Below are 23543 nucleotides of genomic sequence, written 5' to 3' on the forward strand. Positions count from 1 at the left end.
ATTAGGAATAGAAGAAATACAGAGAAAAATATCTGAAGATACCCGAATGAATAGAGAATATGAAATACATAGGATTACCGGGCTTTGCTTAAATATACAATTATTTTAAAAATTTGAAAGAGGTGAGATCATGAAAAAGTTTAGGAGAAAAATGTGGGTGTATGCCACGATGGTGATGCTGATATCTTTCATATCTATCCCCCATATATTCATATCAGCATTTGCAGAGGGACTTGAAAATTCAGAGATAGTTGTGGAAGTATCTGATGGAAATGCAGAGATACCTGCAGTTCCGGCAGAGGGTCCAAATGACGGAGAAAACACAGAAATAGAGGAAGAACTACCGAGCAATGAAGAAAGCCTATCTGATGAAGCTGTGGCCATACCGGAAGAAGGCACAGAAGAAAATGTAGATGAAATAGAACTGCCTGATGGGAATGTAGATACACCTGCAGTTCCAGCAGAAGGTGCAAATGATGGAGAAAAAGCAGAAATAGATGAAGAACTACCGGTCAATGAAGAAAACCTACCAGGTGAAGATGTGACCGTACCAGAAGAGAATATAGAAGAAAATATTGATGAAACAGAAGTGCAAAAGGATGGAGAGCCTTTACAAGAAGAAGTTCAATTCCCAGTTGAGATTATTCAAATGACACCATTATTTATCTTTCCTGAGTGGGATAAAAGCTCTTTGGTATTTCTAAACAGTGGTGGAGATTGTGAAGAGATCTGGGCAGTAGTAAAAAATGGAGGATCCAAAGATATGACTGGTACAACTACTTGGGAACTTTATTGGATTACAACAGGAAATCCTAAAAACGGTGTTGTTATTGCCAGTGGTTCAATAGAAGCTTTGGAATCTGGAGAAAGTCAAACCCTCACCTATAATCCTCAAAGCAATCCCAATGGAGCGTCAGGAAACTATATGTTTAAGGCTTATCAAAGACCAGGACACCCTGGGCAAGGTGTACTTTGGAGTGACGCAATCACAGTCAATTGTGTAGAGGAAAATCCATCAATAGACTTAGAAAAAACAGTCGACACAGAATATACGAAACCAGGAGAAACTGTAAACTATACTTTTGTAGTAACCAACACAGGGGATGTTACATTAACCAATATAGTTGTTTCAGATCCAATGTTTGGAGAAGAATGGAACTATACAGTAGCCTCCCTAGGCGTTGAGGAAAGTATAACTTTCACAGTGAGCTATATCATACCTGAGGACGCAGAATTCCCAATCATGAATACAGCTACGGTAATGACAGCGCAGGAAGTAATGGATGAGGACAGTGTAACTATATATCGGAAGGCTGAACCGAGTATTGAGATTATAAAGACAGCCAACAAGATAACCGCTGAAGTAGGGGAAACTGTAACCTATACGTTTATAATCAAAAATACAACCCAGTATTTCGATGAACCGGAAGAGCCTTTGAAAAACATAGTGATTACCGATGAAAAAATTGGTTGGAGTGCAATGATTGGTGAACTCATGATAGATCAGCCTGAAACCGTGGTAGTTTCTTACCAAATGAAGACCGAAGATGTGGGTAATTTCATCAATACAGTCATTGCGGAAGGTTATTACAAAGAGATAAAGGTTACAGATACAGATGAAGTGGCCATCACGGTTACTACATCAACAGACCCAACAGACCCAACAGACCCAACAGATCCAACAGACCCAACAGATCCTACGGATCCAACAGACCCTACGGATCCAACAGACTCTACGGATCCAACAGACTCATCAGATGACGACGATGATGATACAGTTATTATTACAGACGAAGATATTCCGTTGGCTCCAGTGGACCTAGATTTGGTGGAGATCGACCAAATCCCTGAAGATACTACAGAGATTATTGAAGAAACACCTATCGATATCATAGATGAAGAGATTCCATTGGGTGTAGCTACACTTCCCAAGACTAGTGAACTTCCTCCAGAAATATTCTATGGCATAGGTGGATTAGCTACACTGGTAGGAATCGTGATGAGGCGCAGAATCAAATAGATTTTAGAAGCATACAAATAAGCTGGAGGATAATTCTCCAGCTTACTTATTATAAGGGAGGGATGAGAGATGAAAAAGGTGTCTGTAATGTTGATTGCTATAGGAATTATGATTGCTATGTATCCCATGGGAGATAGATTCTATAGCTGGTACTGGCAACGTCAAATCATGGAAAATTATCAGGAGTTAAATGCCACCTTAAGTAAGGAAATAGATGATGTACAGATAGAAGCGTATGGATATGAAGATATGCTTGATATACAGCAGTCAGAAGTAAATGACAGCGTAAGTATTGAAAATCAAGATGTAGATTTAGAAAGAGATGAAAATGTAGTGAACAATACAAATAAGACAACGAGTAGTGAAAAAGAATTACCTACTCCCATAGGTGTTTTGACAATTGATAAGATTCATCTTATGCAACCCATATTTGAGGGAACAAATCAGAAAAACTTGAAAATCGGATTAGGGCACATGGAAAGAACGAGTAAACTTGGAGAACTTGGGAATGCAGCCATCGCAGGCCACAGGAGCCATACCTATGGACGGTTTTTTAACCGATTGGACGAATTGGAAGTAAATGATGAAATTGTTCTTCAAGTTGCAGGAGAAAATTTAAGATATGTGGTTACTCAGAAATTAGTGGTTGACCCAACAGATATTTCAGTGCTGAGGATAAATAAAAAGGAAAGAACACTTACACTCATTACCTGTCATCCCCTATATACTTCAACCCATCGGCTAATTATTCGTGCAAAAACTTTTTAGGAAATATTATAAGACATGGTTCAGGTCGAGCGCATAGGGTAGAAATGTAATGTTCTCAGAATATGTTGACGATTTATGTAAAGCATGATACGATGATGCTAAATATATGTGAATACGAAAGTTGAAAACTTTTCAACGATAAAGGCAAACCACTCGAAAGGGTGGGACGCAAAGCCATAGGGCCTTTCAGCGAATTGAATGGCAGCCGAGCTACCGAAAGAGGAGTTTTTATTATGAAAAAAATAGTGTCTTTTATAGCTGCATTCATTATATTGTTTACAAGCTTTGGATATGCTGTGGAGAAAAATTATCCTGCAGTGTTTGATAGTTCAAAAAGTAGATTGGGAATCATCGGAGTAAACTATGGTGTTGGTAATAAGAAGGTTAAGTTGGTTGTAGAAAAAGGACAAGCCAAATATACATATAATTTAAAAGGCGATAAGAAGATCGAGAATTTTCCTCTTCAATTAAATGATGGGAATTATAAGGTTAGTATATTAGAGAATGTCAGTGGCAGTTCCTATAAAATTGTCGCAGCAGCCAATATTGATGTAAAAGTAGAGGATAAGAAAAACGTATTTCTTAACTCGATACAGTTAATCGAATGGAATGACTCTATGAAGGCAATAGAGAAGGCGAAGGAACTAACTAGAAATTTAGACACAGATGAGGAAAAAATAGCAGCGATTCATGGATACATTGTTGAGAATATTCGTTATGACTATGATAAAGCTAGAAATTTGAATTATGACTATCTACCAGTCATTGACACTACTTTTGCCACAAATCTTGGTATCTGCTATGATTATTCTTCATTATTTGCAGGTATGTTACGAAGCGTTGGAATTCCAGCGAAACTTATCAAAGGATATACAAAGAATGCGCAAGGATATCATGCATGGAATGAAGTTTATGCAAATGAAAAATGGATGATTATTGATACAACCTATGATGCGCAAATGAAAGAAAATAAGCTGAAACATACAATCTACAAAAATAGCAGCGATTATGATAAAACATATGAGTACTAATCAAAAAACCGCTCGAGATGAAGAGCGGTTTTTGCTTTGGAATACTTCATTATTTAAGTAGAAAATGGGTATACTGAGGTAAAGCAGAAATCACCTGAATAAATGAGAAAAAATTAGGGAGAGGATAGAATGGATGAAAAAAATCAATTGGAGCGATACATAGATTTTGCTTTATACGGAACGCCAGAGATCAAAGCGGATGAAAAAAGAAACTGGTTGGGAGAATTTCGCGAAAGGGTTGTATTGGCACTCACGGATGAGCAAATACAAAGGGACGATGCCCTGCAACTGGTTGAAGAGAAAATGAAGGATCGTAGAATAGATGCTCTGATTGTAAAAGGACAGGTCAATCAAGAAATCGCTGGCAAGCTTATGACGATCTGCCAACGGACAGGAAAAGACTATAGAAGCGTCAATCGTCCCGATTCAAAAGGAGATGTTGCCATGGTACTGGTCAGTGATGAAGCAGTCAATGAAGAGGAAGTGATCTTGGACACATCCACCCTTTTATCAGACCAGTTTTACAATGCCAGAAATAACAAGCTATGCAAGAAGCATATGGAGGAGCTAAGGGCCCAATATCCCCAATTTGAAAATCGTTTTGAGGAAATCAGTGTAGTAGATAAGATGATCGGCACAAAATGTGGCGTATGTGAAGATGAAAGAGATCTGGGTCCGCTGTATTAGTAGGGTTAGAAGCTTAAATAAAAGCTCTACTAGAGCAGTGTGTTATTATTAAGAAAAGATGTGCTCCATTGTTATTCTAAGCACAGCGAAGAATCTCAGGGTAAAGTGTTCAAATTCACAAGATCCTTCGCTAGTGCTCAGGATGACAGGCAGTTTTGCAGAGAATTTGCTGTGCTTACATTTTCGCTCAATATTAATAAAATGTAAGAACTCAACGGACAATTTTTCGCCGTTAAAATGTATATTCCCTTTTTGTACGGTCAATACTTTTAATAACAAGGGAAGAGAGTAAGTAGAAAATATGTTTTCGTCCCCCTTTAACATATTTACTCACAGATTCTCTTCCCTTTCTATTGCAATCATACCTCAAGGGAGTCGTGTATTATGTTTGGAAATCAAATATTAAAGAAAAGAAAAACTGGACTTTATTTTTTGATTATTATGTATTTGGTTCTCGTCCCTTTTTATCAGTCAAAGGCTGGAGCAAAGGAAATTGAACTAAAAGAAGTCTTGAAAACATCAGGGGCGCAACTGGCCGAATACAATGTCAATGCCCATGTAGGGATCCTTGGAGAATCCAGGGATATGCAGGAAGCGGAAAATCTATGCTGGGATTTATCCAGAAGATTAGGAATGAAAAAGGCAGTGATGGAAAGCAATCATTCAAAAGAAAATGTACAGACTTGGGTTACTGGAAAATACAAAGGGGAGCAGGATATTACAGTGATGGTTCAATCATCACAAACTGAAGCTGGAAAAGAGACGAACATTGTTGTTGATTTGATGGGAAAAGAAAAGCTAACCTCGATCCAAGAAATAGGAAAAGAACTAAAGGCGGTATTAGGGAGATATGGAGATGTAGAGCTATCTTCATGGGTATCTGGTACCTTTCCCGGGAAGAAAAGCAAAGAAGAACAAATGAATATAACTAGTAATATAATGGCTTCATTAGAAGCTAAAGAAATAGAAGGAATCCGAGAGGATCATCTCATCAGTATTGTTGGCTACAGCAAAATGATTCCCCAGTGGATTCGCTATGGTGGAAAAAAAGTAAATTTAAATATCGCCTTAAGATATAACTCCTATGAGGATAAAACTTATTTATGGATTGGGAACCCATTGATTTCTATTGCCTATTAATAATATGTTACAAATTACCTAGAGGAAAAATATAATTGATGTAGAAATTTATTGAAAAAAGATGTATATTAGAATACGGCAGTAATAATCGAAACAAAGGAGGACCCGATGTGGCAAAAATCATTGTGGAGAAGAGTGCTCCATTAAAGGGGACCGTAAAAGTAAGTGGAGCCAAAAATTCAGTGTTGCCTATCATTGCTGCATCCTTACTGGCTCAGGACAATTGTGTATTGGAAGATATACCTGGGCTAAAAGATGTAGAAGTCATCTGTGAAGTATTAGAGGCCATTGGGGCCAAGGTAAATAGCAATCATAAAGGAATTATTGAAATAAATGCATCGAAAATTTATGATATAGAAGCACCCTATGAGTTGATCAGAAAAATGAGAGCTTCTTTCCTGGTGATGGGACCTTTGTTAGCGAGGAGAGGGAAAGCTAGAATTGCCCTTCCGGGTGGATGTGCCATTGGTACGAGACCTATTGACCTTCATTTAAAAGGTTTCCAAGCTCTTGGGGCAAAGATCGAGTTAGGACATGGATATGTTGAGGCAGCGGCAGACCGTCTCATTGGAAACAAAGTGTATTTAGACTTCCCCAGTGTGGGTGCCACAGAGAACATTATGATGGCAGCTACTATGGCAGAGGGAACAACCGTCATAGAAAATGCAGCAGAAGAACCAGAGATTGTGGATTTAGCAAACTTTTTAAATAGTCTTGGCGCCAAAATCAAAGGTGCGGGCACAGATACCATTAAGATTCAAGGTGTGAAAGAATTGGGCGGATCGAAGCACACTGTCATACCTGATAGAATCGAAGCAGGGACGTTCATGATTGCTGCTGCCATAACAGGTGGAGATGTAACCATTTTAAATGCATTGCCTGATCATCTCAAGCCCATTACGGCGAAATTAAGGGAATGTGGGATGACCATAGATGAATTTGATGATAATATCCGCGTAAGAGCCAATGGACAGTCTTTATCTACAGATATTAAGACACTGCCTTATCCAGGATTTCCTACAGACATGCAGGCGCAATTTATGTCTCTTTTAACAGTTGCTCAAGGAACCAGTGTGGTAATCGAAACGGTATTTGAAAATCGTTTTATGCATGTGGATGAGTTGAAACGTATGGGGGCCAATATCAAGATCGAAGGCAGAAGTGCTGTGGTGCAAGGTGTTGACAGATTGCAGGGGGCCCAAGTGAAAGCCACAGATCTAAGAGCTGGCGCAGCCTTGATTTTAGCTGGAATGGTTGCCGATGGACCTACAGAAATCAGTGATATCTTCCATGTGGACCGTGGTTACGTGGAGATTGAAGAAAAATTAAGAGGTCTAGGTGCCAAAATCCGAAGAACTGAATAAATTAACTGGGAAAACAGAAATGTGTCGTAAATCGGCACATTTTTTTATTTGCTGTTCATTTCCCGGGAAATATGGAAAGAAAAGTTGAAAGTTGTAAGTTGAAAGTGGAAGAGTGTGGCAGGAAGTAGGGGCGAACAGTGTTCGCCAGTTTTGAACAGATCACAGAAAATTATAGTAAGGAGTGTATCATAGCTATTAACTTCATCCAAGCTTTCTAGAACCCCTCTCGGTGTGTCATTCTGAGCCTTAGCGAAGAATCTGATTACCTTTAAGCTAGGTCATTTAAAGCTTTTTGGATGTATTTCCTTTGGGTCTGAGATCCTTCGACTCCGTTTCACTCCGCTCAGGATGACAAATCATGGGTTAGGTCAGCACCTATACGGGTTGTATACCACACAACCCGTATAGATTCTTAAATACTATCCGCTCCCTGTCATATTCTCTCCCAACCTATCATACAATGTAAAGTCAATTTGTATTCAGCATTAAAGGGGACAAGGGGGAGAATAACGGATGAGAAGTATTTTGATGCTGTTAGCAAGTGTATTGGTGACAATTATTATCATACCTATGGTGTTGATTCAAAGCTGTGATGTATCAACTCCGGAGATAGAAAAGGAACAAATTGTTGAAAACAGTCAGATGGTCAGGGTATATATGCACAAAACTCAAAAAATCGTTGAAATGGATTTGGAAGAGTATATAAAGGGTGTAATTTCAGGGGAAATGCCTGCGAGTTTTGAAATGGAAGCGCTGAAGGCTCAGGCCGTAGCTGCGCGGAGCTATGCAGTCTCCAGAATCCTCAAGTTTAAAGATGGAGGTCAGCCTGCTCATCCAGGGGCAGAACTGTGTGATGATGTCCATTGTCAAGTATGGTTGTCAAAGGATCAATTAAGGGAAGTAAAGCCTAAATATTGGATGCGGGATTACTGGCCTAAGATTGAGGAAGCAGTAGAAGAAACCCAGGGACTTATATTGACCTATCAAGGAGAGCCAATTGGAGAGCCTTTGTTCCATTCATCCAGTGGAGGTAGGACAGAAAACTCGGAAGATGTTTTCGCATCCGCGGTACCCTATCTAAGAAGTGTTGAAAGCCCTTACGAAGAAAATACGCCTCACTATGCAGAGGTGCAGGTGATTTCGATCCCGACGTTTATTGCGAAATTTAAATCGAAATACAATGACAGTGACATCAATGCATCCAATCTAAAAACAGCAATAAAAATTATGGAGCGCAGTACTGGTGGCAGAATACTTAAAATGCAGGTAGGGAACAAGGCGGTAACTGGGAGAGAAATTAGAGAATTACTAGGGCTGCGGTCGGCCAACTTTAAAATGACCATAGATAATAAGAACATTGAAATCACCACGTTTGGAAATGGTCATGGGGTAGGGATGAGCCAGTATGGGGCCAATGGCATGGCTTTAAATGGATATAATTTTGAAGAAATATTGAAGCATTATTATGTGGGTACAGAAGTGATGAAAATGAAATAGAATCATGGCTACTGGCTACTCGCTTCTCGTTTAAAGTTCAAAAATGCTGTTTTAGACGCTTTTAGCGAGTAGCTAGCAGCCAAAAGCGATAGGGCTATACCCGTTAGTGATTTGTCCAAAAATTTTTCCGCCCATGTATGAATCCCCACCTTTTGGTAACAATACAAAATGGAGGTGTCATATATGGGTATAAAAAAATGGATAGATAGGAAAAAAAATAAAAACATATTTAACAAAAAAGAAAATGGTATTTATAAATTTTTAGATAAGGAAGGGTTTTATGTTATCTTGTTTCTTTGTATTTGTATTGTAGCCACGTCAGCAGTTTGGGTAGCCAAAAACAATATTGATCGTTTGGCAGTGGAAAATTTAAATAAGTCATGGCTGCCAGAAGAAAAAGATATGTCTGCTCCGTCATTGAACCAAGAGACAGCAGAGAACGAGCAAGTGCCTGTCATCACAGTGGAAGAGAATAAAAATACAGAGGATGCGGCCCCAACCATGGCAGCAGAAGAGAATAAGGTTGAAAAACCTTCCATATCAAAACCAGCAGAAGTACAAAAATCAGAAACTAAGCCTAGCGTGAACAGTGCTCCCGGGCCTGCCCAGAGTAGTAAAGCCGCTGCTATGAAGATGCCTGTCATAGGTACTATTGGAATGAATTATGCAGCCGATACCTTGGTGTATTCAAAAACACTGGATCAGTATGCTACCCACCATGGATTGGATATCATTGCACCAGAAAATACGCCTGTTGTAGCAGCCTTATCAGGGGAAATCATAGAAGTGGTTAGTGATTCGAGGCTGGGCATTGTTATTGCTATTGCCCATGAAGGAGATATGATCACCAGATATGCAAACCTAAGCACCAGTGAAATGGTAAAGGTAGGAGATCAGGTTGAAAAGGGACAGACAATCGGTGGTGTAGGAAAAACGGCACTATTTGAAAGTATGGAAGAACCCCATCTGCACTTTGAAGTCCTCGTGGACGGCGCCCCTGTAGATCCAAACAAATACTTACCGAAGAAATAAAGTGTTTGTGGTTAGAAGTTAGAGGTTAGAGGTTGAAAAACAAAAACTTTAAAAAGTAAATAGAAAACAGGGCCTAAAGTTGCCCTGTCTTTTTCTTTATGCTCTTTTAAAAACAATCTTTTATGTTTTACCGCTAACAGTTAACCGTTAACGATGAATGTTCTTTATACGCTTCTGTACTTCAATTTGGTAGCTTTACCGCCTCTGATGTGTCTCTCTGCCTTGTTGTTGTCGAGTATTCCTTTTACTTGATTTGCTACTAGAGGGTTTATCTTGGGAAGTCGTTCCGTAACATCTTTATGGACTGTACTTTTGCTTACTCCGAAAACTTTCGCTGTCTGTCGTACGGTTGCTTTTTTATTTATTATATATTCTGCGATCTCTAGTGCTCTTTCTTCTATGTAATCTTTCACAGGTTAACCCCCTCCTTGATGATTCCTTTGTTAAATAATATGCACGAGCCATACTCGATAGAACTGAAAATCTCAACTTCCAGAATATAGTTTGAAAAAGTTATGAAAAGAAAGAGGAATTATGTAATTTATAGCGAATACAAATACTGGTTATACAAAAATTGTTAGTACAAAGCATTGATATAAAAATATAGCGTCCAGTGAAAAACTGAGAGTTGAATGGAAGGTGATCGTAAATGTTTGGTTTTGGTGCTGAAATAGGAATTGACCTTGGTACGGCTAGCGTACTTGTATACATTAAAGGGAAGGGTATTGTACTGCAGGAACCTTCTGTAGTTGCCATTGATAAAAATACGAATCAATTATTGGCTGTAGGGGCAGAAGCTAGGAAGATGCTAGGGAGAACACCTGGAAATATCGTGGCCATCAGACCGTTGAAGGATGGTGTTATTTCGGATTATGAAGTGACAGAAAGAATGTTGCGTTATTTTATAAGTAAGACTTGTGGAAGAAGAAGATTCTTCAAACCCAAAATTATCGTGTGCGTTCCCAGTGGCGTAACAGAAGTAGAGAAAAGGGCAGTAATCGATGCAACTACTGAAGCTGGCGGTGGAACAACCTATTTGATCGAAGAGCCTATTGCAGCCGCCATTGGTGCAGGGATCGATATCTCCAAGCCAGATGGCAATATGATCGTAGATATCGGAGGGGGAACAGCAGATATTGCGGTAATTTCTTTAGGCGGTATTGTTGTCAGCGAATCTATTAAGGTGGCTGGAGACAAATTTGACGAAGCCATCGTTCGGTATATGAGAAAGAGACACAATCTATTGATTGGAGAAAGAACGGCAGAAGATTTAAAAGTGAACGTTGGAACAGCTTATCCACGAAAGCAAAATGCAAAGATGGAATGTAGAGGAAGAGACTTGGTTTCAGGATTACCAAAGACGATCACGGTTAGTTCTGAGGAGATGTTAGAAGCTTTAGAGGAGCCTGTAACGGCTATCGCTGATGCAGTACATGCAGTTTTGGAGAAAACACCACCAGAGCTTGCTGCCGATATCAGTGATCGCGGGATTGTCATGACCGGAGGCGGCTCATTACTCCATGGTTTGAACCAGTTGATTGAAAAGAGATCGGGAATACCTACCTATATTGCTGAGGATGCAGTGTCCTGTGTAGCAAAGGGAACAGGTATGTCTTTAGAGTCACTTCAAATATTGGAAAAAAGTATGATCAGCAGCAAAACCTTCAGCAGATTGAGATAGTTGGAGATTAATGGTTAGTCGGTAGTGATGCCAGGGCATCCATGTAAATAGACGTGTAGGGAACGACGCCCTCGTCGTTCCGATATTAAATATCTATAATTATCTATTACGTATTTCATAGGGGAGACTTCAGTCTCCCCTATCGCTGTAGATGAAGACTTTTGATGTGCTTCGCTTCAATGATTGTAGGGAACGACGCCCCTTGTCGTTCCGTTTGAGTACGAATAAAATTTTGCAAAGATTAATCCATTGCGAATCCCTTGATTTTTTATGGTTGCATTATAGGTCTAAAAACCTACATCTTTTCCAAAAATAGCATTAAAGATTTTGTCTAGAAATGCCGAAAAATATAAATAGATTATGGACTAACCGTAAAGGGGTTGAAGCTTCATGTTAAGAGGACTCTATACAGCTACTTCTGCCATGACAACAAACAATAAAAAGCTAGATGTTGTAACCAACAACATTGCAAATATCAATACAACGGGATATAAGAAGGATCTTGTGGTTTCAGAAACTTTTCCTGAAGTACTGATTAAAAAGATAGCAGGATCCAACGACATGATGGACACAGATTTCTTCAAAGGAGTCGAAGTCGTTCAAAATGGCAACACCTATGAGATGAAAACCGAGGGCGGATTCTTTCGCACCAAGACTCCTTTGGGAATAAGCTATGAAAAGGCTGTGAACTTTGCAGTCAATGAAGAAGGATATCTCAGTACATACTATCGCGATCAAGATGGAAACATCGATACTTCTGCAGGTTACCAGGTATTAGGTAACCGAGGCCCTATTTTGGTAGGAAACGGACAGCTGGAAGTGAACGACAGGGGACAAGTGATGGTAAATGGGAACATCGTAGACAATCTGGTGATGATTACACCACCAGGAATTATCGGTACGTTAAACTCTGGGGTAAGGCTAGATAAAATAGAAACAAATCATGAGCAAGGACAGGTCTATGAAACAGACAATAAAATGGATCTTGCCATAAAGGGAAGAGGATTTTTTCAGGTAGAGACACCAGAAGGGGTTCGCTATACAAGAGATGGCTCCTTTAAACTGAATACAGCAGGCGAACTGGTCACGGACGAAGGCTATCGCGTACTAGGTATAGAAGGCCCTATCGTAATTGAAGGAGCAGAATTGGCTGTATCAGAAAGAGGCAATATTTTGGTAGATGGAGAATATATCGATCAATTGAATATGATAGAGATCGTCAATCTAAGAGATTTGAGAAAAGATGGAGACAACCTATACCGTCTAGAGGATGGAATGGAGCTTGAAAGCCAACCCTTCAGAGGAGAAATTCTACAAGGCTTCCTGGAAGGCTCCAACGTGGACTCCGTAAAAGAAATGGTAGAAATGATCACCCTATTCAGAAACTACGAATCTAACCAACGCATGATCAAAGCCTACGACGACACACTGCAGAAGACAGTGAATGATATAGGAAAGGTATAGAGTTTGGTTAGTAGTTAGAGGTTAGTAGCTAGTGGCAAAAATCATTTAGGGTGATGAAAATGAGTGGATATAGAAAGTTGGATGTTTGGAATGAAGCTCATAAACTTACTTTAGACATATATCGAGTTACAGCCACTTTCCCTAATGAAGAAAAGTTTGGATTAATTAGTCAGATTAGAAGAGCTAGTTCTTCAATTCCTACTAATATTGCTGAAGGGCAAGGAAGATCAAATAACAAAGAGTTTGCCAATTTCGTGAGAATAGCAAAGGGTTCTGCTTCAGAAGTAGAATATCTTATCTATCTCTGTTATGAATTGGGTTATCTTAATAAAATCCAATTTGTTAATCTTAATAGACAGATCGAGAGAATACTTGGGATGCTTAGCAATCTAATCTCATCTTTATATAAGTATACGAAGAGTTAGGAAAATTTGATTATCAGGATAAGATTTCTTACTACTATGTATGTTTTGAGATGTGCACTACTAACCACTAACGACTAACTACTAACGAGAATTGAGATAAAATTATTGAAGACGATTAACTTATCAAATAGAATAACAATACAAAGGAGGCCAAAACATGCGCGCTTTATGGACTGCTGCATCAGGAATGAAAGCTCAGCAATTAAATGTAGATACAATCGCAAATAACATGGCGAATGTGAATACAACAGGATACAAAAAACAAAGAGTGGAATTTAAAGATCTTTTATATGAGACATTGAGTAGGACGAATTTAGATCAGGGACAAGGCAAGCCTGTAAACCTTGAGGTAGGACACGGTGTTATGCCCACGGCAACCACGAGATCCTTCACAAAAGGAAACTTGGAGCAAACCAATAATGATTTGGATTTTGCCATTGATGGAGATGGCTTCTTTGTAGTAAGAGATGAAAATGATAATCTGCTCTATACAAAAGACGGCAGTTTCAAACTAAGCGTAGAAGACGAGGAAGCAAGACTGGTGACATCAGATGGTTACTATCTACAGGCTGATGGGGCTGATGTGGAGCTTGGTTCTGATATTGAAGAAATAAATGTATCGGATCTAGGCATAATCACCGTAAGAAGAAAGGGCGAAGAAGATATCGAAGAGATTGGACAACTAACTCTGGCTCGATTTGTAAATCCAGCAGGTTTAGAATCTATAGGAAAAAATCTCCTAAGACCAACGGCCGCTTCAGGAGAAGCTATCGAAGCCTTCGAAGGAGAAGCGGGCAGCATCGTACAAGGTTTCTTAGAGACATCCAACGTACAAATCGTTGAAGAGATGATCAAACTCATCACAGCCCAAAGAGCCTACGAGATCAATTCCAAATCCATCCAAACCGCAGACCAGATGCTAGAACAAGCAAATAACTTGAGAAGATAGAATTCTTTGACTAGACAAGTCTAGCGAAAAGAGGTGCTAAATATGAAGATTGATGGTAGTCTTCCTATATCAACAAATCAAGGACAGTATAAGAAAGATGAGGTTCAAGCTGAGAATTTTCAAAAAACGTTCGAGAAAGCGAAAGAAAACCAGGACGAGAAAAGGCTTATGCAGACTTGTAAAGAGCTGGAATCTGTCTTTGTGAATATGATGTTCAAAAACATGCGTGCTACTGTTCCGAGCGATGGATTCATTGAAAAAAGCTTTGGAAGAGAAACTTTTGAAGGAATGCTAGACGAGAAGATAGCCGAAACCCTTGCAAAGGGTCAGGGCGTCGGATTGGCCCAGCAGATGTACAAACAACTGTCAAGAAATTTAAAAAACCAGTCTCCAGAGGATTCAAAATTATAGAGAATTGGAATACTTATTACAGCAAGCAGTGAATTTATTATGTTTTGGAAATAATTTGGAAGATTTAAAGGAATATTCTTATATCTTGTTGAATCAGTAAGAGTTAGAGAAATCTAGCTCTTTTGTTTTGTAAAATGTACTATAAAGTGTATCATTTAACAAAAATCCATAATTTGTTGAAAAATGTATATAATAGCGCTAAAATGAAAGAGAACAATATTTCAAAATTGCTTATTAAAAAAATTTTTTCTTTCAAATCTTAATGGTTTTAGAATAAATATAACAAAAAATGACTACGATTAGCGTTAAGCTAAGACTTAGCCAAAGGAGAGATAAAAATGTTAAATAATATGGAAATTCAAAAAATCATTCCTCATAGATATCCATTTCTATTGGTTGATAGAATCGAGGAAGTGGAAGCAGGCAAAAAAGCAATAGGTATAAAAAATGTAACAATAAACGAACCTTTCTTTCAAGGCCATTTTCCTGGAAACCCTATCATGCCAGGAGTATTGATCGTAGAGGCTATGGCTCAAGTAGGGGCTGTAGCTATGATGTCCCTAGAAGAGAATAAAGGAAAACTTGGCGTTTTTGCAGGTATTGATGAACTGCGCTTCAAAAGACAGGTAGTGCCTGGAGACACCCTGAGAATGGAAGTAGAGATGATCGCCTTGAAAAGAAATATTGGCAAAGCACAAGCTACTGCTTACGTAGGAGAAGACGTAGCTTGTAAAGGTATTCTTACCTTTGCACTAATCAATCAGGAATAGCAATATAGACATGGATCTTCATCAAAATAGGTTCTTGACATTGATGTTGTCATTCTGAACGTAGTGAAGAATCTTAAGATCCTTTGTTTTATAAGAATGATAGATACAAAAGTAGATTTACTTATTAAACACAGTTTTTAGTGTCGACTCATAAATATAAATATTATTGTAGAGAACAGGCATGCCTGTTCTCCAACAAAACAAAAGATAACGGAAGGGTAGGAACTTACGATGGAAGAAATCTCTGTACGGGAATTGATTGAAATAATGCTTAAAAGAAAAAAAATGATCTTGGTAATTCCTTTGATATTTGTTTTAATCAGTGGAATCTTAAGCTTCTTTGTTCTATCACCAACCTATGAGGCAGTTACCACATTGGCAGTATCTAGCATCGTACCCATTACAAATACAAATACTCCAACAACAAATGTCGTGATGCCTGGTGGCGAGCAAGTAGTAGATATCAATGAGATGATGAAGTATTTAGACAAAAGTGCAGAAAGAGATATTTCGGCTATGTTGAATTCACTGCTTAAATATAATCAGATGTCCATAGAAGCCTTTGTAACTCAGACTGAAAATGCTCAAATCATGCAAAAAGTGATCGATGAATTGAATTTAGCAGAGCAAGGTTATGGGATTAGAAACCTGAGAGATAAAATCGCAGTAGAAAATACAAAGGGAACCAATTTGGTGGAAATAAAAGTGGAAGATGAAGATCCAAAGGTGGCTGCAAAGATATCTAATGCTATCTCTAAACATTTGATTCAATTCATTACAGAAGAAAACAGTAAGCAAACGAAGAAATTAAAAAAATATATTGATGAATTGATTGCGCTGGAAGAAAAAAAGATTGATGACCTGAGTCATCAGATTGCTTCGCTAGATCTAAACGCCAGTAATTATAAATCAACTAAATCGAGATTAGATGCAAGACTATTGGTATTAAATAATACTTATCAAGCATTGATACAAAAAAGTGAACAACTTGATTTGATTGATAAGGCAGATTTTGGAGATTCTAGTATCACCATTACTGCACCTGCCTATGAACCAAGAAAACCTGTTTCTCCAAATAAAATACTGAATATTGCTATTGCCTTTGTATTGGGATTGATGATATCTGTATTCATCGCATTCTTCCAAGAATACTGGGAAAACTCGGCACCTGTTAAAACTGAAAAATAGACAACAGATAGGAAAGTACTAATTGAAAGGTTTAACTGTATGGATTGATGCTTCACCAGCCGAAAGACTTTCCTGCATAAAATAAGAAATTATGAAAGTTCATGGTACAGAAAAAGTGCATCCTATGGTTTGCAATTCTAAAAAAATGATTTCGTAAAATATGGAGGCTGCTTATGACTATCAAAACAAAGAAAAAAACAAATGATTTATATGGCATATTGTCTCCAGGGCAATATCTGGTATTTATTTCCTTGTGCATATTGTTGTTTTACCCACCTTTCTTTAGAGGGCTATTTTTCGAAAAAGAACTTTTGATTACTCATATTTTCACTTTTATATTGTTTGGTATATGGATACTGTCAAAAATTAAATCTGTCACCTTCAAATTAGTAGATTCTAAAACTGATATATTAGCACTAGGCGTCTTGTTGATGTATGGTATCTCCATACTTTATGGAGTCAATACTCGATTGTCTATTGCAGAGTTTTTAAAATATGCAAACTACATTGCGATTTATTTTATGGTAAAGAAATTTACTCAAGAATATCCTCAAACAAAGAAATATATATTACATGCACTCTTATTCAGTGGAGTCATCGTATCTATCATCGGAGTAGGAAGTGCCATCGGTACATTCAATTATAACGGTGCCTTTGCCAGCGGCAGAATCAACTCTACTTTTCAGTATCCTAATACTTTGGCCTCCTATCTATTTGTACTATTTATCTTAGCCCTAGGATTGCTACAAGATTCCGAAAGTAAAAAAGAGCAGCTTCTCTATGGAGGGTTATGCAATATATATCTATTTACCTTTATTCCTACCTTTTCAAGGGGGATGTGGCTTCTAGCGCCTATCATCTATCTTGTTTATTTTGCATGTATCCCTAATAAAAAGAAAATGGAGACAATATATTTTAGTATTTTGACGATGTTGCCAGCGGGAGTATTCTCTTTATTCTTTATACGTGGAATTGGGAAAAGTCCTGCATTGTTACAGTGGATGATTACAATCCTATCTATAGGGATAACGATTGGGTTGATTTATTTATTGGAAAAGCGAAATATTGATTATGATAAAATTTCTTTTAGAAAAATACTAATGGTGGCAACAGTACTTGTGATAGGATTAGTTATAGCCATAACGCTTGCGTTCAGCATGACACAACCTTTAACTCTTTCTAATATGAGCAGCCAAGAAGATGCATATAAAATTGTGACTCGAGATATATCAAACATATTTAAAAATATGGATTATCGCTTTGAAGTATCAGCAATAATCAAAAATCCAGAAAATAAACCCTATGGGGGCAGAATAGATATTTATAGTATAAATGGAAAAGGTGAGTCAGAAGTACTTGTAACAGAAAATATAGTAGAAGATAAAAAGATTGATCTAAGTTTTACAACTTTAGATACAACAGAAGCTATAAGAATCAGCTTTTCAAATTATTATGGAAATACAGAAGTTGTCTTTGACCAAGGCAAAGTTTTCGATGCTGATACAGGGGAAAAGATTAATGATTTAAAGCTTAGTTATAAATATATCCCTGAGAGTCTCATTACGAGGATAAATAGTATTACGGCTGGAGACAGCAGTATACAAGGAAGAATGTCCTTTTACAAGGATGCCTTAAAGATTATAAAAGATCGCCTACTATTTGGCGCTGGTGGTGGTGCTTGGGCAACCTTATACTTTATGTATCAATCTTATATGTACTGGACAACCCAAGCCCATAATTATTTCTTACAGTTATGGATTGAGATCGGAACTGTGGGTTTGCTTATATATTTAACTTTCATTATTATGATGTTATTTAATGTATTCAAGACATTAAGAAAATCGGACAGCGATGAAATTAAGATAACAGAAGTGAGTATAAGCATAGGATGGGTGGCAATCCTTGCCCATAGTGTTATGGATTTTGATTTATCTTTAGGAGCTATGTCAATCCTGCTTTGGACGTTATATGCCCTAACTAGGCAGGACTTTGTTCTTAAGGTAAGGGAGACAACGAGTTTGAAATATTATCGTTACGGGATAGTTGTATTAACTTTTGCACTAGCATTAGGGAGTATGTCTCTCTCCATGGCACAAGGATTTATAGAAGATGGGATTCTAGCAACTGAACAAAAAGAAATACAGGAAGCCATAGGATACTTTGAAAAAGCTGCAGCTCTAGATCCTTTCTCTGCATCTAACCGTATAGACTTAGCTACACTATATATAATGACAGGGAAGAATGATCAAGAATGGCTATTGAAGACGGAAAAACAACTAGAAAAGGCTGTAGAACTAGAACCTTATAGTCTCAAAATTCTTAAGAAGGCTGCAGAGCTTAGTATACAAACAGGCCATTATTTGAAAGGATTAGGATATCTAGACCAAATGATAGAAGTACAGCCTATGCATATAGATAATTATGTATATCAAACAAATGGATATTTGACTGTAATTAGTTTTTTGATGAATAGTGGAGATCGTAAAAGCTTAGAGAACGTTATTGATAAAATACCTGACATTAAAAATATGCTAAATAAAACAGCTCAAAGTTCGTTGCAGCCTATACAAATGAGCGTAGGTTTAGATTTGAACCTACAAAAGCTTGATTATGTCTTAGAAAATAGAGGAAACATTGAAAAATTAAAGCGTTTAAAGGATGTTGAAATATATAACAATTTTGACATGGATATTGATCAGAATAATATTCCTGATGGAGCTAGAATTACTAATACTCCTAATGGCAAACTAAAGCTAAAAGAAAATGAACAATATGTTACTCTTCTAAATGAAGGCTCAGACTATGGTGTGTTTTGGATCGATCATATGAAGTTAGAATCAAATAGTAACTATATATTAGAAGTTAATTACAGTAGTACTGTACAAGACGACAAATTTGACTTGTATGTTTATGATTATTCAAGCGGAAAGAGTACAATTATTGCACGTTTAGATAATCTACAGAAGAGCGATCATTTTACAACAAGAACACTACAGTTTATAACGCCAGAAGCAATAACAGCGGAGAAACAAAGGATTGGGGTTGTGCATCGTGGAAACGATGAGGGCGTTATAAAAATTCGTCAAGTAAGCCTAATGAAGGAGAACAACTGATCATAAAATAAAGAATTGTCCTTTAGAATAGTAGGGATATGTTTCAATGTTTATTGCAAGGAAGGAATATAACATCAGATTCTGTATTTATAAAGGACTGAAGGGTTTAAACTAAATAAGATAGTTATGAAAATAAGATAAGTTAAATCTTATACCAAACTTAAGTTATGAAAGGGATATATTATTATTCAGTCCCTTCTATATACCTAGAGTTAGTTAGACCATAAATTTGAAAGGTAAATATTCTAGAGAAAAGGAGCACTTAGATATGGGCGATAAAATATATCTGTCTTCACCTCATATGAGTGATGAAGGGTATGAAATGCAGTATATACAAGAAGCGTTTGATACTAACTGGATTGCGCCTCTTGGCAAGAATGTAAATGAGTTTGAATATGGGATTGCTGCTAAAGTAGGTGTCAAATCGGCTGCAGCATTATCATCGGGAACGGCTGCCATTCATTTGGCCCTTAAAGCTGTAGGAGTAGGTGCAGGAGATATCGTCTTTTGTCCGACACTGACTTTCTCTGCTACAGCGAATCCAATTATTTATCAAGGTGCGGTACCTGTGTTTATTGATAGTGATTATGAAACTTGGAATATGAGTCCAGTAGTATTAGAAAAAGCATTCGAGAAGTATCCAAATGTAAAAGCTGTATTAGTGGTTCACCTTTATGGCTTATCTGCAGATATGGATAAGGTTGTTGAGGTTTGTAAGAAACGAAACGTTTTGCTAATTGAGGATGCAGCTGAGAGTTTAGGCACTTATTATAAAGGAAAGCATACTGGTACTTTCGGAGATTATGGTATCTTTTCCTTCAATGGAAATAAGATCATCACGACTTCAGGCGGCGGGATGCTTGTTTCAGATAATGAAGAGAAAATTGCTAAAACAAGGTTTTGGGCAACGCAAGCAAGAGACCAAGCAAGGCACTACCAGCATAGCGAATTAGGGTTCAATTACCGTATGAGCAATGTCGTGGCTGGGATTGGAAGAGGACAGCTTAAGGTATTAGACCAAAGAGTGGCTCAGAAGAAGTATATCTTTGAGTTTTACAAGAGAGAGCTTGGTCAGTTAGAAGGCGTAGACTTCATGCCTATCAACGAATGGAATGAGCCGAATTACTGGTTAAGTGTCATGACCTTGAGTGGAAAAGTAAGACCACTTGATGTAATGGAAGCTCTTGAGAGAGACAATATCGAATCAAGACCTATTTGGAAGCCGATGCATATGCAGCCATTCTTCGCTGAGTATGATTATATCGGGGGAGATGTTAGCGAGAAGTTATTTGAGACTGGTGTATGCCTTCCAAGTGATACGAAGATGACAGATTCTGATTTAGAGAGAATTTGTAGGATTATTAAGGAGTTGTGGAGATAAATGGGGCGAAAGAAAGGATTCTACGAAAAGTTCATAAAAAGGTCGCAGGATCTTGTTCTTTCTTTGGTTGCACTTATTCTGCTGAGTCCAATACTTCTTATTGTTGCCATTTTAGTCAGAACAAAGCTAGGGAGTCCGATCCTATTCATCCAAGATAGACCTGGACTGAATGAGAAAATCTTTAAAATGTATAAGTTTAGAACCATGACAGATGAGAAAGATGAAAGTGGAGACCTATTACCCGATTCTGTAAGACTCACTAAGTTTGGCAAAATGCTTCGAGCTACAAGCTTAGATGAGCTTCCTGAACTTTGGAATATCGTTCGTGGTGATATGGCGATAGTAGGACCTAGACCTTTATTAGTTCAATACTTGGAGCTTTATAGCGGCCATCAAAAGAGAAGGCATGAAGTTAGACCTGGACTTTCAGGACATGCTCAAGTAAATGGGCGTAATACCATCAGCTGGGAAGATAAGTTCAACTTAGATGTGGAGTATGTAGATAATGTGAGCTTTATAGGAGATTGGAAGATTATATTTCTTACAATAAAGAAGGTATTTGTTAGGGAAGGAATTAGTTCAGATACATCAGTTACGATGGAGCCTTTTAGAGGTTCAGTTAATAATACAAATAGTTAAATTTAAGCAATTATATCATTATCATTTTAGAGAGGAATGTACTTACCATGAAAGATAAATTAATTATTATAGGTGCCAGTGGACATGCTAAAGTTGTCGCTGACATCGCAATAAAAATGAATAATTGGCAAAGCATGACATTCCTCGATGATGATGAGTCTATTAAGACATGCATGGGGTCAAAAGTCATCGGCAAGACGGCTGATGCTTTAACATATAAAGATGAAGCCGACTTTTTTGTAGCTATTGGGAACAATGCTACGAGGGAAAACATACAAGAAAAGTTGGAAGAAGAAGGATTGTCAATGGTGAAGCTGATCCATCCAAATGCTGTTATTGGAATTGACGTTGAGATTGGCACAGGAACAGTAGTGATGGCAGGTGTTGTGATTAACAGCTCTAGTCGGATAGGAAAAGGCTGCATAATTAACACGAGTAGTAGTCTAGATCATGACAATGTGATTGAAGATTATGTTCACATCTCTCCAGGAGCTAACTTGGCTGGAACAGTTAAAGTTGGCAAGGGAAGTTGGATAGGTACTGGAAGTGTTGTGAGCAATAACGTCAACATCTGCAGTGGTTGCAAACTAGGTGCAGGTGCTGTGGTGGTTAAGGATATTACTGAACCTGGGACATATGTTGGGGTTCCAGTGAGGAGAGTTTTTAAATAGAGAAACGCGAGGGTTTGCTAATGAATGGGGATCTTTTGCTAATAGTACATTTTTGTAGTGATTTTGATGGAAAAGGGAATAATAGGTTCAACTATTTAGCTGAGTTTTTTGCAAATAATAATTTTAGTGTTGAATTAGTAACTTCGGATTTTTCTCACAATAAAAAAAGAAAAAGAGAAAAGAATATTTCCAAAGATATAAATTATAAAGTGACTTTTATTGAAGAACCTGTCTATAAGAAGAATGTTTCGCTAAAACGATTTTACAGTCACTATGCAATGTCTGAAAACCTTAAAAAATACCTAAAGTTTAGAAAAAAGCCAAGTGTAATATATTGTTCAGTACCTTCACTAGATGTTGCTGCGACAGCTGCTAAATATGCAAAAGAAAACAACATAAAGTTTATAATTGATGTTCAAGATTTATGGCCTGAAGCTTTCAAAATGGTTTTCAATATTCCAATCATAAGTAATATGCTCTTTTATCCTATGAAAAAGAAAGCAGACTATATATATAAATCAGCAGATGAAATTGTTGCAGTTTCTAAAACATATTTAAACAGAGCGTTAGAAGTAAATAGAAAAGTTGAAGAAGGTAAAGTAGTTTTTTTAGGAACAGACTTAAGCAAATTCGACGAAGCATTTATTAATAACAAGTACCAGAATAAAGCTGAGAACCAAGTTTGGGTTGCTTATGCAGGGACTTTGGGTCACAGTTATGACTTGACTAGTGTTTTTGATGCCCTAGAGATTTTAAAGAATAAAGGTATTAATGACTTGAAATTAATAGTTATGGGAGATGGGCCGTTAAAAGAAAAGTTTGAAGAATATGCAAAAGCAAAGCAAATCAATACTTTATTTACAGGTAGATTGCCATATGGTGAGATGGTGGGATTGCTTGGTGTGTGTGATATAGCGGTCAATCCGATTGCTTCTGGCTCAGCAGGTACTATCATCAATAAAGTGGGAGATTATGCAGCTGCAGGTTTACCAGTGATAAACACACAGGAATGCTTAGAGTATAGAAATTTAGTAGATGAGTATCAAATGGGATTAAACTGTAATAACAATGATTCAAAAGATTTAGCTGAAAAATTATTAGTTTTATTGAAAGATAATGAAATGAAAAACCAGATGGGGAAAAATAGTAGACGATTGGCAGAAGAAAAGTTTGATAGAAGCAAAACATACAAAGAGATTATGACAATCATAGAAAAAGTCTAGTTTTAATGTATTGACTTTATAACATTTTTAACAATAGGTTTTTTAAAAATGGAGCGGTAGAAGGGCGGATTATAATGATATTAAAGCAA

21 protein-coding genes and 1 riboswitch are annotated in these 23543 nt (G+C 37.5%); of the genes, 20 read left to right on the forward strand and 1 reads right to left on the reverse strand.

Features of this window, described 5'->3' with window-relative positions; translation table 11 throughout:
- Positions 1-130: 130 nt before the first annotated feature.
- The 8 genes from HNQ80_RS11910 to HNQ80_RS11945 all read left to right on the forward strand — a co-directional run bounded on the left by HNQ80_RS11910 (position 131) and on the right by HNQ80_RS11945 (position 9539).
- Positions 131-2020: a DUF7507 domain-containing protein gene (locus HNQ80_RS11910; protein ID WP_184310887.1), complete on the forward strand. Its 1890-nt coding sequence runs from the start codon at positions 131-133 to the stop codon at positions 2018-2020.
- A gap of 69 nt (positions 2021-2089) precedes the next feature.
- Complete coding sequence (locus HNQ80_RS11915) at positions 2090-2788, forward strand: class D sortase (protein ID WP_184310888.1); 699 nt, start codon at positions 2090-2092, stop codon at positions 2786-2788.
- A 133-nt stretch (positions 2789-2921) separates the two neighbouring features.
- Positions 2922-3006, forward strand: a riboswitch (cyclic di-GMP riboswitch).
- A gap of 15 nt (positions 3007-3021) precedes the next feature.
- Positions 3022-3819 (forward strand): transglutaminase domain-containing protein, encoded by a 798-nt coding sequence (locus HNQ80_RS11920; protein ID WP_184310889.1) that lies wholly within the window; start codon positions 3022-3024, stop codon positions 3817-3819.
- A 129-nt stretch (positions 3820-3948) separates the two neighbouring features.
- The gene (locus HNQ80_RS11925; RefSeq protein ID WP_184310890.1) at positions 3949-4506 is read left to right on the forward strand and encodes a YueI family protein; all 558 of its coding nucleotides are present in this window, start codon (positions 3949-3951) and stop codon (positions 4504-4506) included.
- A 384-nt stretch (positions 4507-4890) separates the two neighbouring features.
- Positions 4891-5646, forward strand: coding sequence for a YwmB family TATA-box binding protein (locus HNQ80_RS11930; RefSeq protein ID WP_184310891.1), 756 nt, complete (start codon positions 4891-4893; stop codon positions 5644-5646).
- Between the two features lie 110 nt (positions 5647-5756).
- Positions 5757-7010 (forward strand): UDP-N-acetylglucosamine 1-carboxyvinyltransferase, encoded by a 1254-nt coding sequence (murA, locus tag HNQ80_RS11935; protein WP_184310892.1) that lies wholly within the window; start codon positions 5757-5759, stop codon positions 7008-7010.
- A gap of 513 nt (positions 7011-7523) precedes the next feature.
- Positions 7524-8507, forward strand: a complete 984-nt coding sequence (gene spoIID / locus HNQ80_RS11940; RefSeq protein WP_184310893.1) for a stage II sporulation protein D — start codon at positions 7524-7526, stop codon at positions 8505-8507.
- A gap of 183 nt (positions 8508-8690) precedes the next feature.
- On the forward strand, positions 8691-9539 hold the full coding sequence (locus tag HNQ80_RS11945; RefSeq protein ID WP_184310894.1) for a M23 family metallopeptidase: 849 nt from the start codon (positions 8691-8693) through the stop codon (positions 9537-9539).
- Positions 9540-9703: 164 nt separating this feature from the next.
- Here the strand turns inward: HNQ80_RS11945 and spoIIID are convergent, their stop codons facing one another.
- The gene (gene spoIIID, locus HNQ80_RS11950) at positions 9704-9952 is read right to left on the reverse strand and encodes a sporulation transcriptional regulator SpoIIID (RefSeq protein ID WP_184310895.1); all 249 of its coding nucleotides are present in this window, start codon (positions 9950-9952) and stop codon (positions 9704-9706) included.
- Positions 9953-10188: 236 nt separating this feature from the next.
- On the opposite strand from spoIIID, the gene mreB reads away from it, so the two are divergent.
- The 12 genes from mreB (at position 10189) to HNQ80_RS12010 (ending at position 23454) form a co-directional block, all read left to right on the forward strand.
- Positions 10189-11220, forward strand: coding sequence for a rod shape-determining protein (gene mreB / locus HNQ80_RS11955; protein ID WP_184310896.1), 1032 nt, complete (start codon positions 10189-10191; stop codon positions 11218-11220).
- 390 nt (positions 11221-11610) lie between these two features.
- Complete coding sequence (locus HNQ80_RS11960; protein ID WP_184310897.1) at positions 11611-12684, forward strand: flagellar hook-basal body protein; 1074 nt, start codon at positions 11611-11613, stop codon at positions 12682-12684.
- 59 nt (positions 12685-12743) lie between these two features.
- The gene (locus HNQ80_RS11965) at positions 12744-13109 is read left to right on the forward strand and encodes a four helix bundle protein (RefSeq protein ID WP_184310898.1); all 366 of its coding nucleotides are present in this window, start codon (positions 12744-12746) and stop codon (positions 13107-13109) included.
- A 157-nt stretch (positions 13110-13266) separates the two neighbouring features.
- On the forward strand, positions 13267-14058 hold the full coding sequence (flgG, locus tag HNQ80_RS11970; RefSeq protein WP_184310899.1) for a flagellar basal-body rod protein FlgG: 792 nt from the start codon (positions 13267-13269) through the stop codon (positions 14056-14058).
- Between the two features lie 42 nt (positions 14059-14100).
- Positions 14101-14469: a rod-binding protein gene (locus HNQ80_RS11975; protein ID WP_184310900.1), complete on the forward strand. Its 369-nt coding sequence runs from the start codon at positions 14101-14103 to the stop codon at positions 14467-14469.
- A 338-nt stretch (positions 14470-14807) separates the two neighbouring features.
- Complete coding sequence (fabZ, locus tag HNQ80_RS11980; protein ID WP_184310901.1) at positions 14808-15239, forward strand: 3-hydroxyacyl-ACP dehydratase FabZ; 432 nt, start codon at positions 14808-14810, stop codon at positions 15237-15239.
- Positions 15240-15470: 231 nt separating this feature from the next.
- The gene (locus tag HNQ80_RS11985; RefSeq protein ID WP_184310902.1) at positions 15471-16427 is read left to right on the forward strand and encodes a YveK family protein; all 957 of its coding nucleotides are present in this window, start codon (positions 15471-15473) and stop codon (positions 16425-16427) included.
- A 173-nt stretch (positions 16428-16600) separates the two neighbouring features.
- Complete coding sequence (locus HNQ80_RS11990; RefSeq protein ID WP_184310903.1) at positions 16601-19540, forward strand: O-antigen ligase family protein; 2940 nt, start codon at positions 16601-16603, stop codon at positions 19538-19540.
- 268 nt (positions 19541-19808) lie between these two features.
- Positions 19809-20921 carry a DegT/DnrJ/EryC1/StrS family aminotransferase gene (locus HNQ80_RS11995; protein WP_184310904.1) on the forward strand — a complete coding sequence of 371 codons (1113 nt, stop codon included), beginning with the start codon at positions 19809-19811 and terminating at the stop codon, positions 20919-20921.
- Positions 20922-21560, forward strand: a complete 639-nt coding sequence (locus HNQ80_RS12000) for a sugar transferase (RefSeq protein ID WP_184310905.1) — start codon at positions 20922-20924, stop codon at positions 21558-21560.
- A gap of 47 nt (positions 21561-21607) precedes the next feature.
- On the forward strand, positions 21608-22231 hold the full coding sequence (locus tag HNQ80_RS12005; protein WP_184310906.1) for an acetyltransferase: 624 nt from the start codon (positions 21608-21610) through the stop codon (positions 22229-22231).
- A 20-nt stretch (positions 22232-22251) separates the two neighbouring features.
- The gene (locus HNQ80_RS12010; RefSeq protein WP_184310907.1) at positions 22252-23454 is read left to right on the forward strand and encodes a glycosyltransferase family 4 protein; all 1203 of its coding nucleotides are present in this window, start codon (positions 22252-22254) and stop codon (positions 23452-23454) included.
- Positions 23455-23543 lie beyond the last annotated feature (89 nt).

The organism is Anaerosolibacter carboniphilus, from assembly GCF_014205875.1.
Classification (GTDB): domain Bacteria; phylum Bacillota; class Clostridia; order Peptostreptococcales; family Thermotaleaceae; genus Anaerosolibacter; species Anaerosolibacter carboniphilus.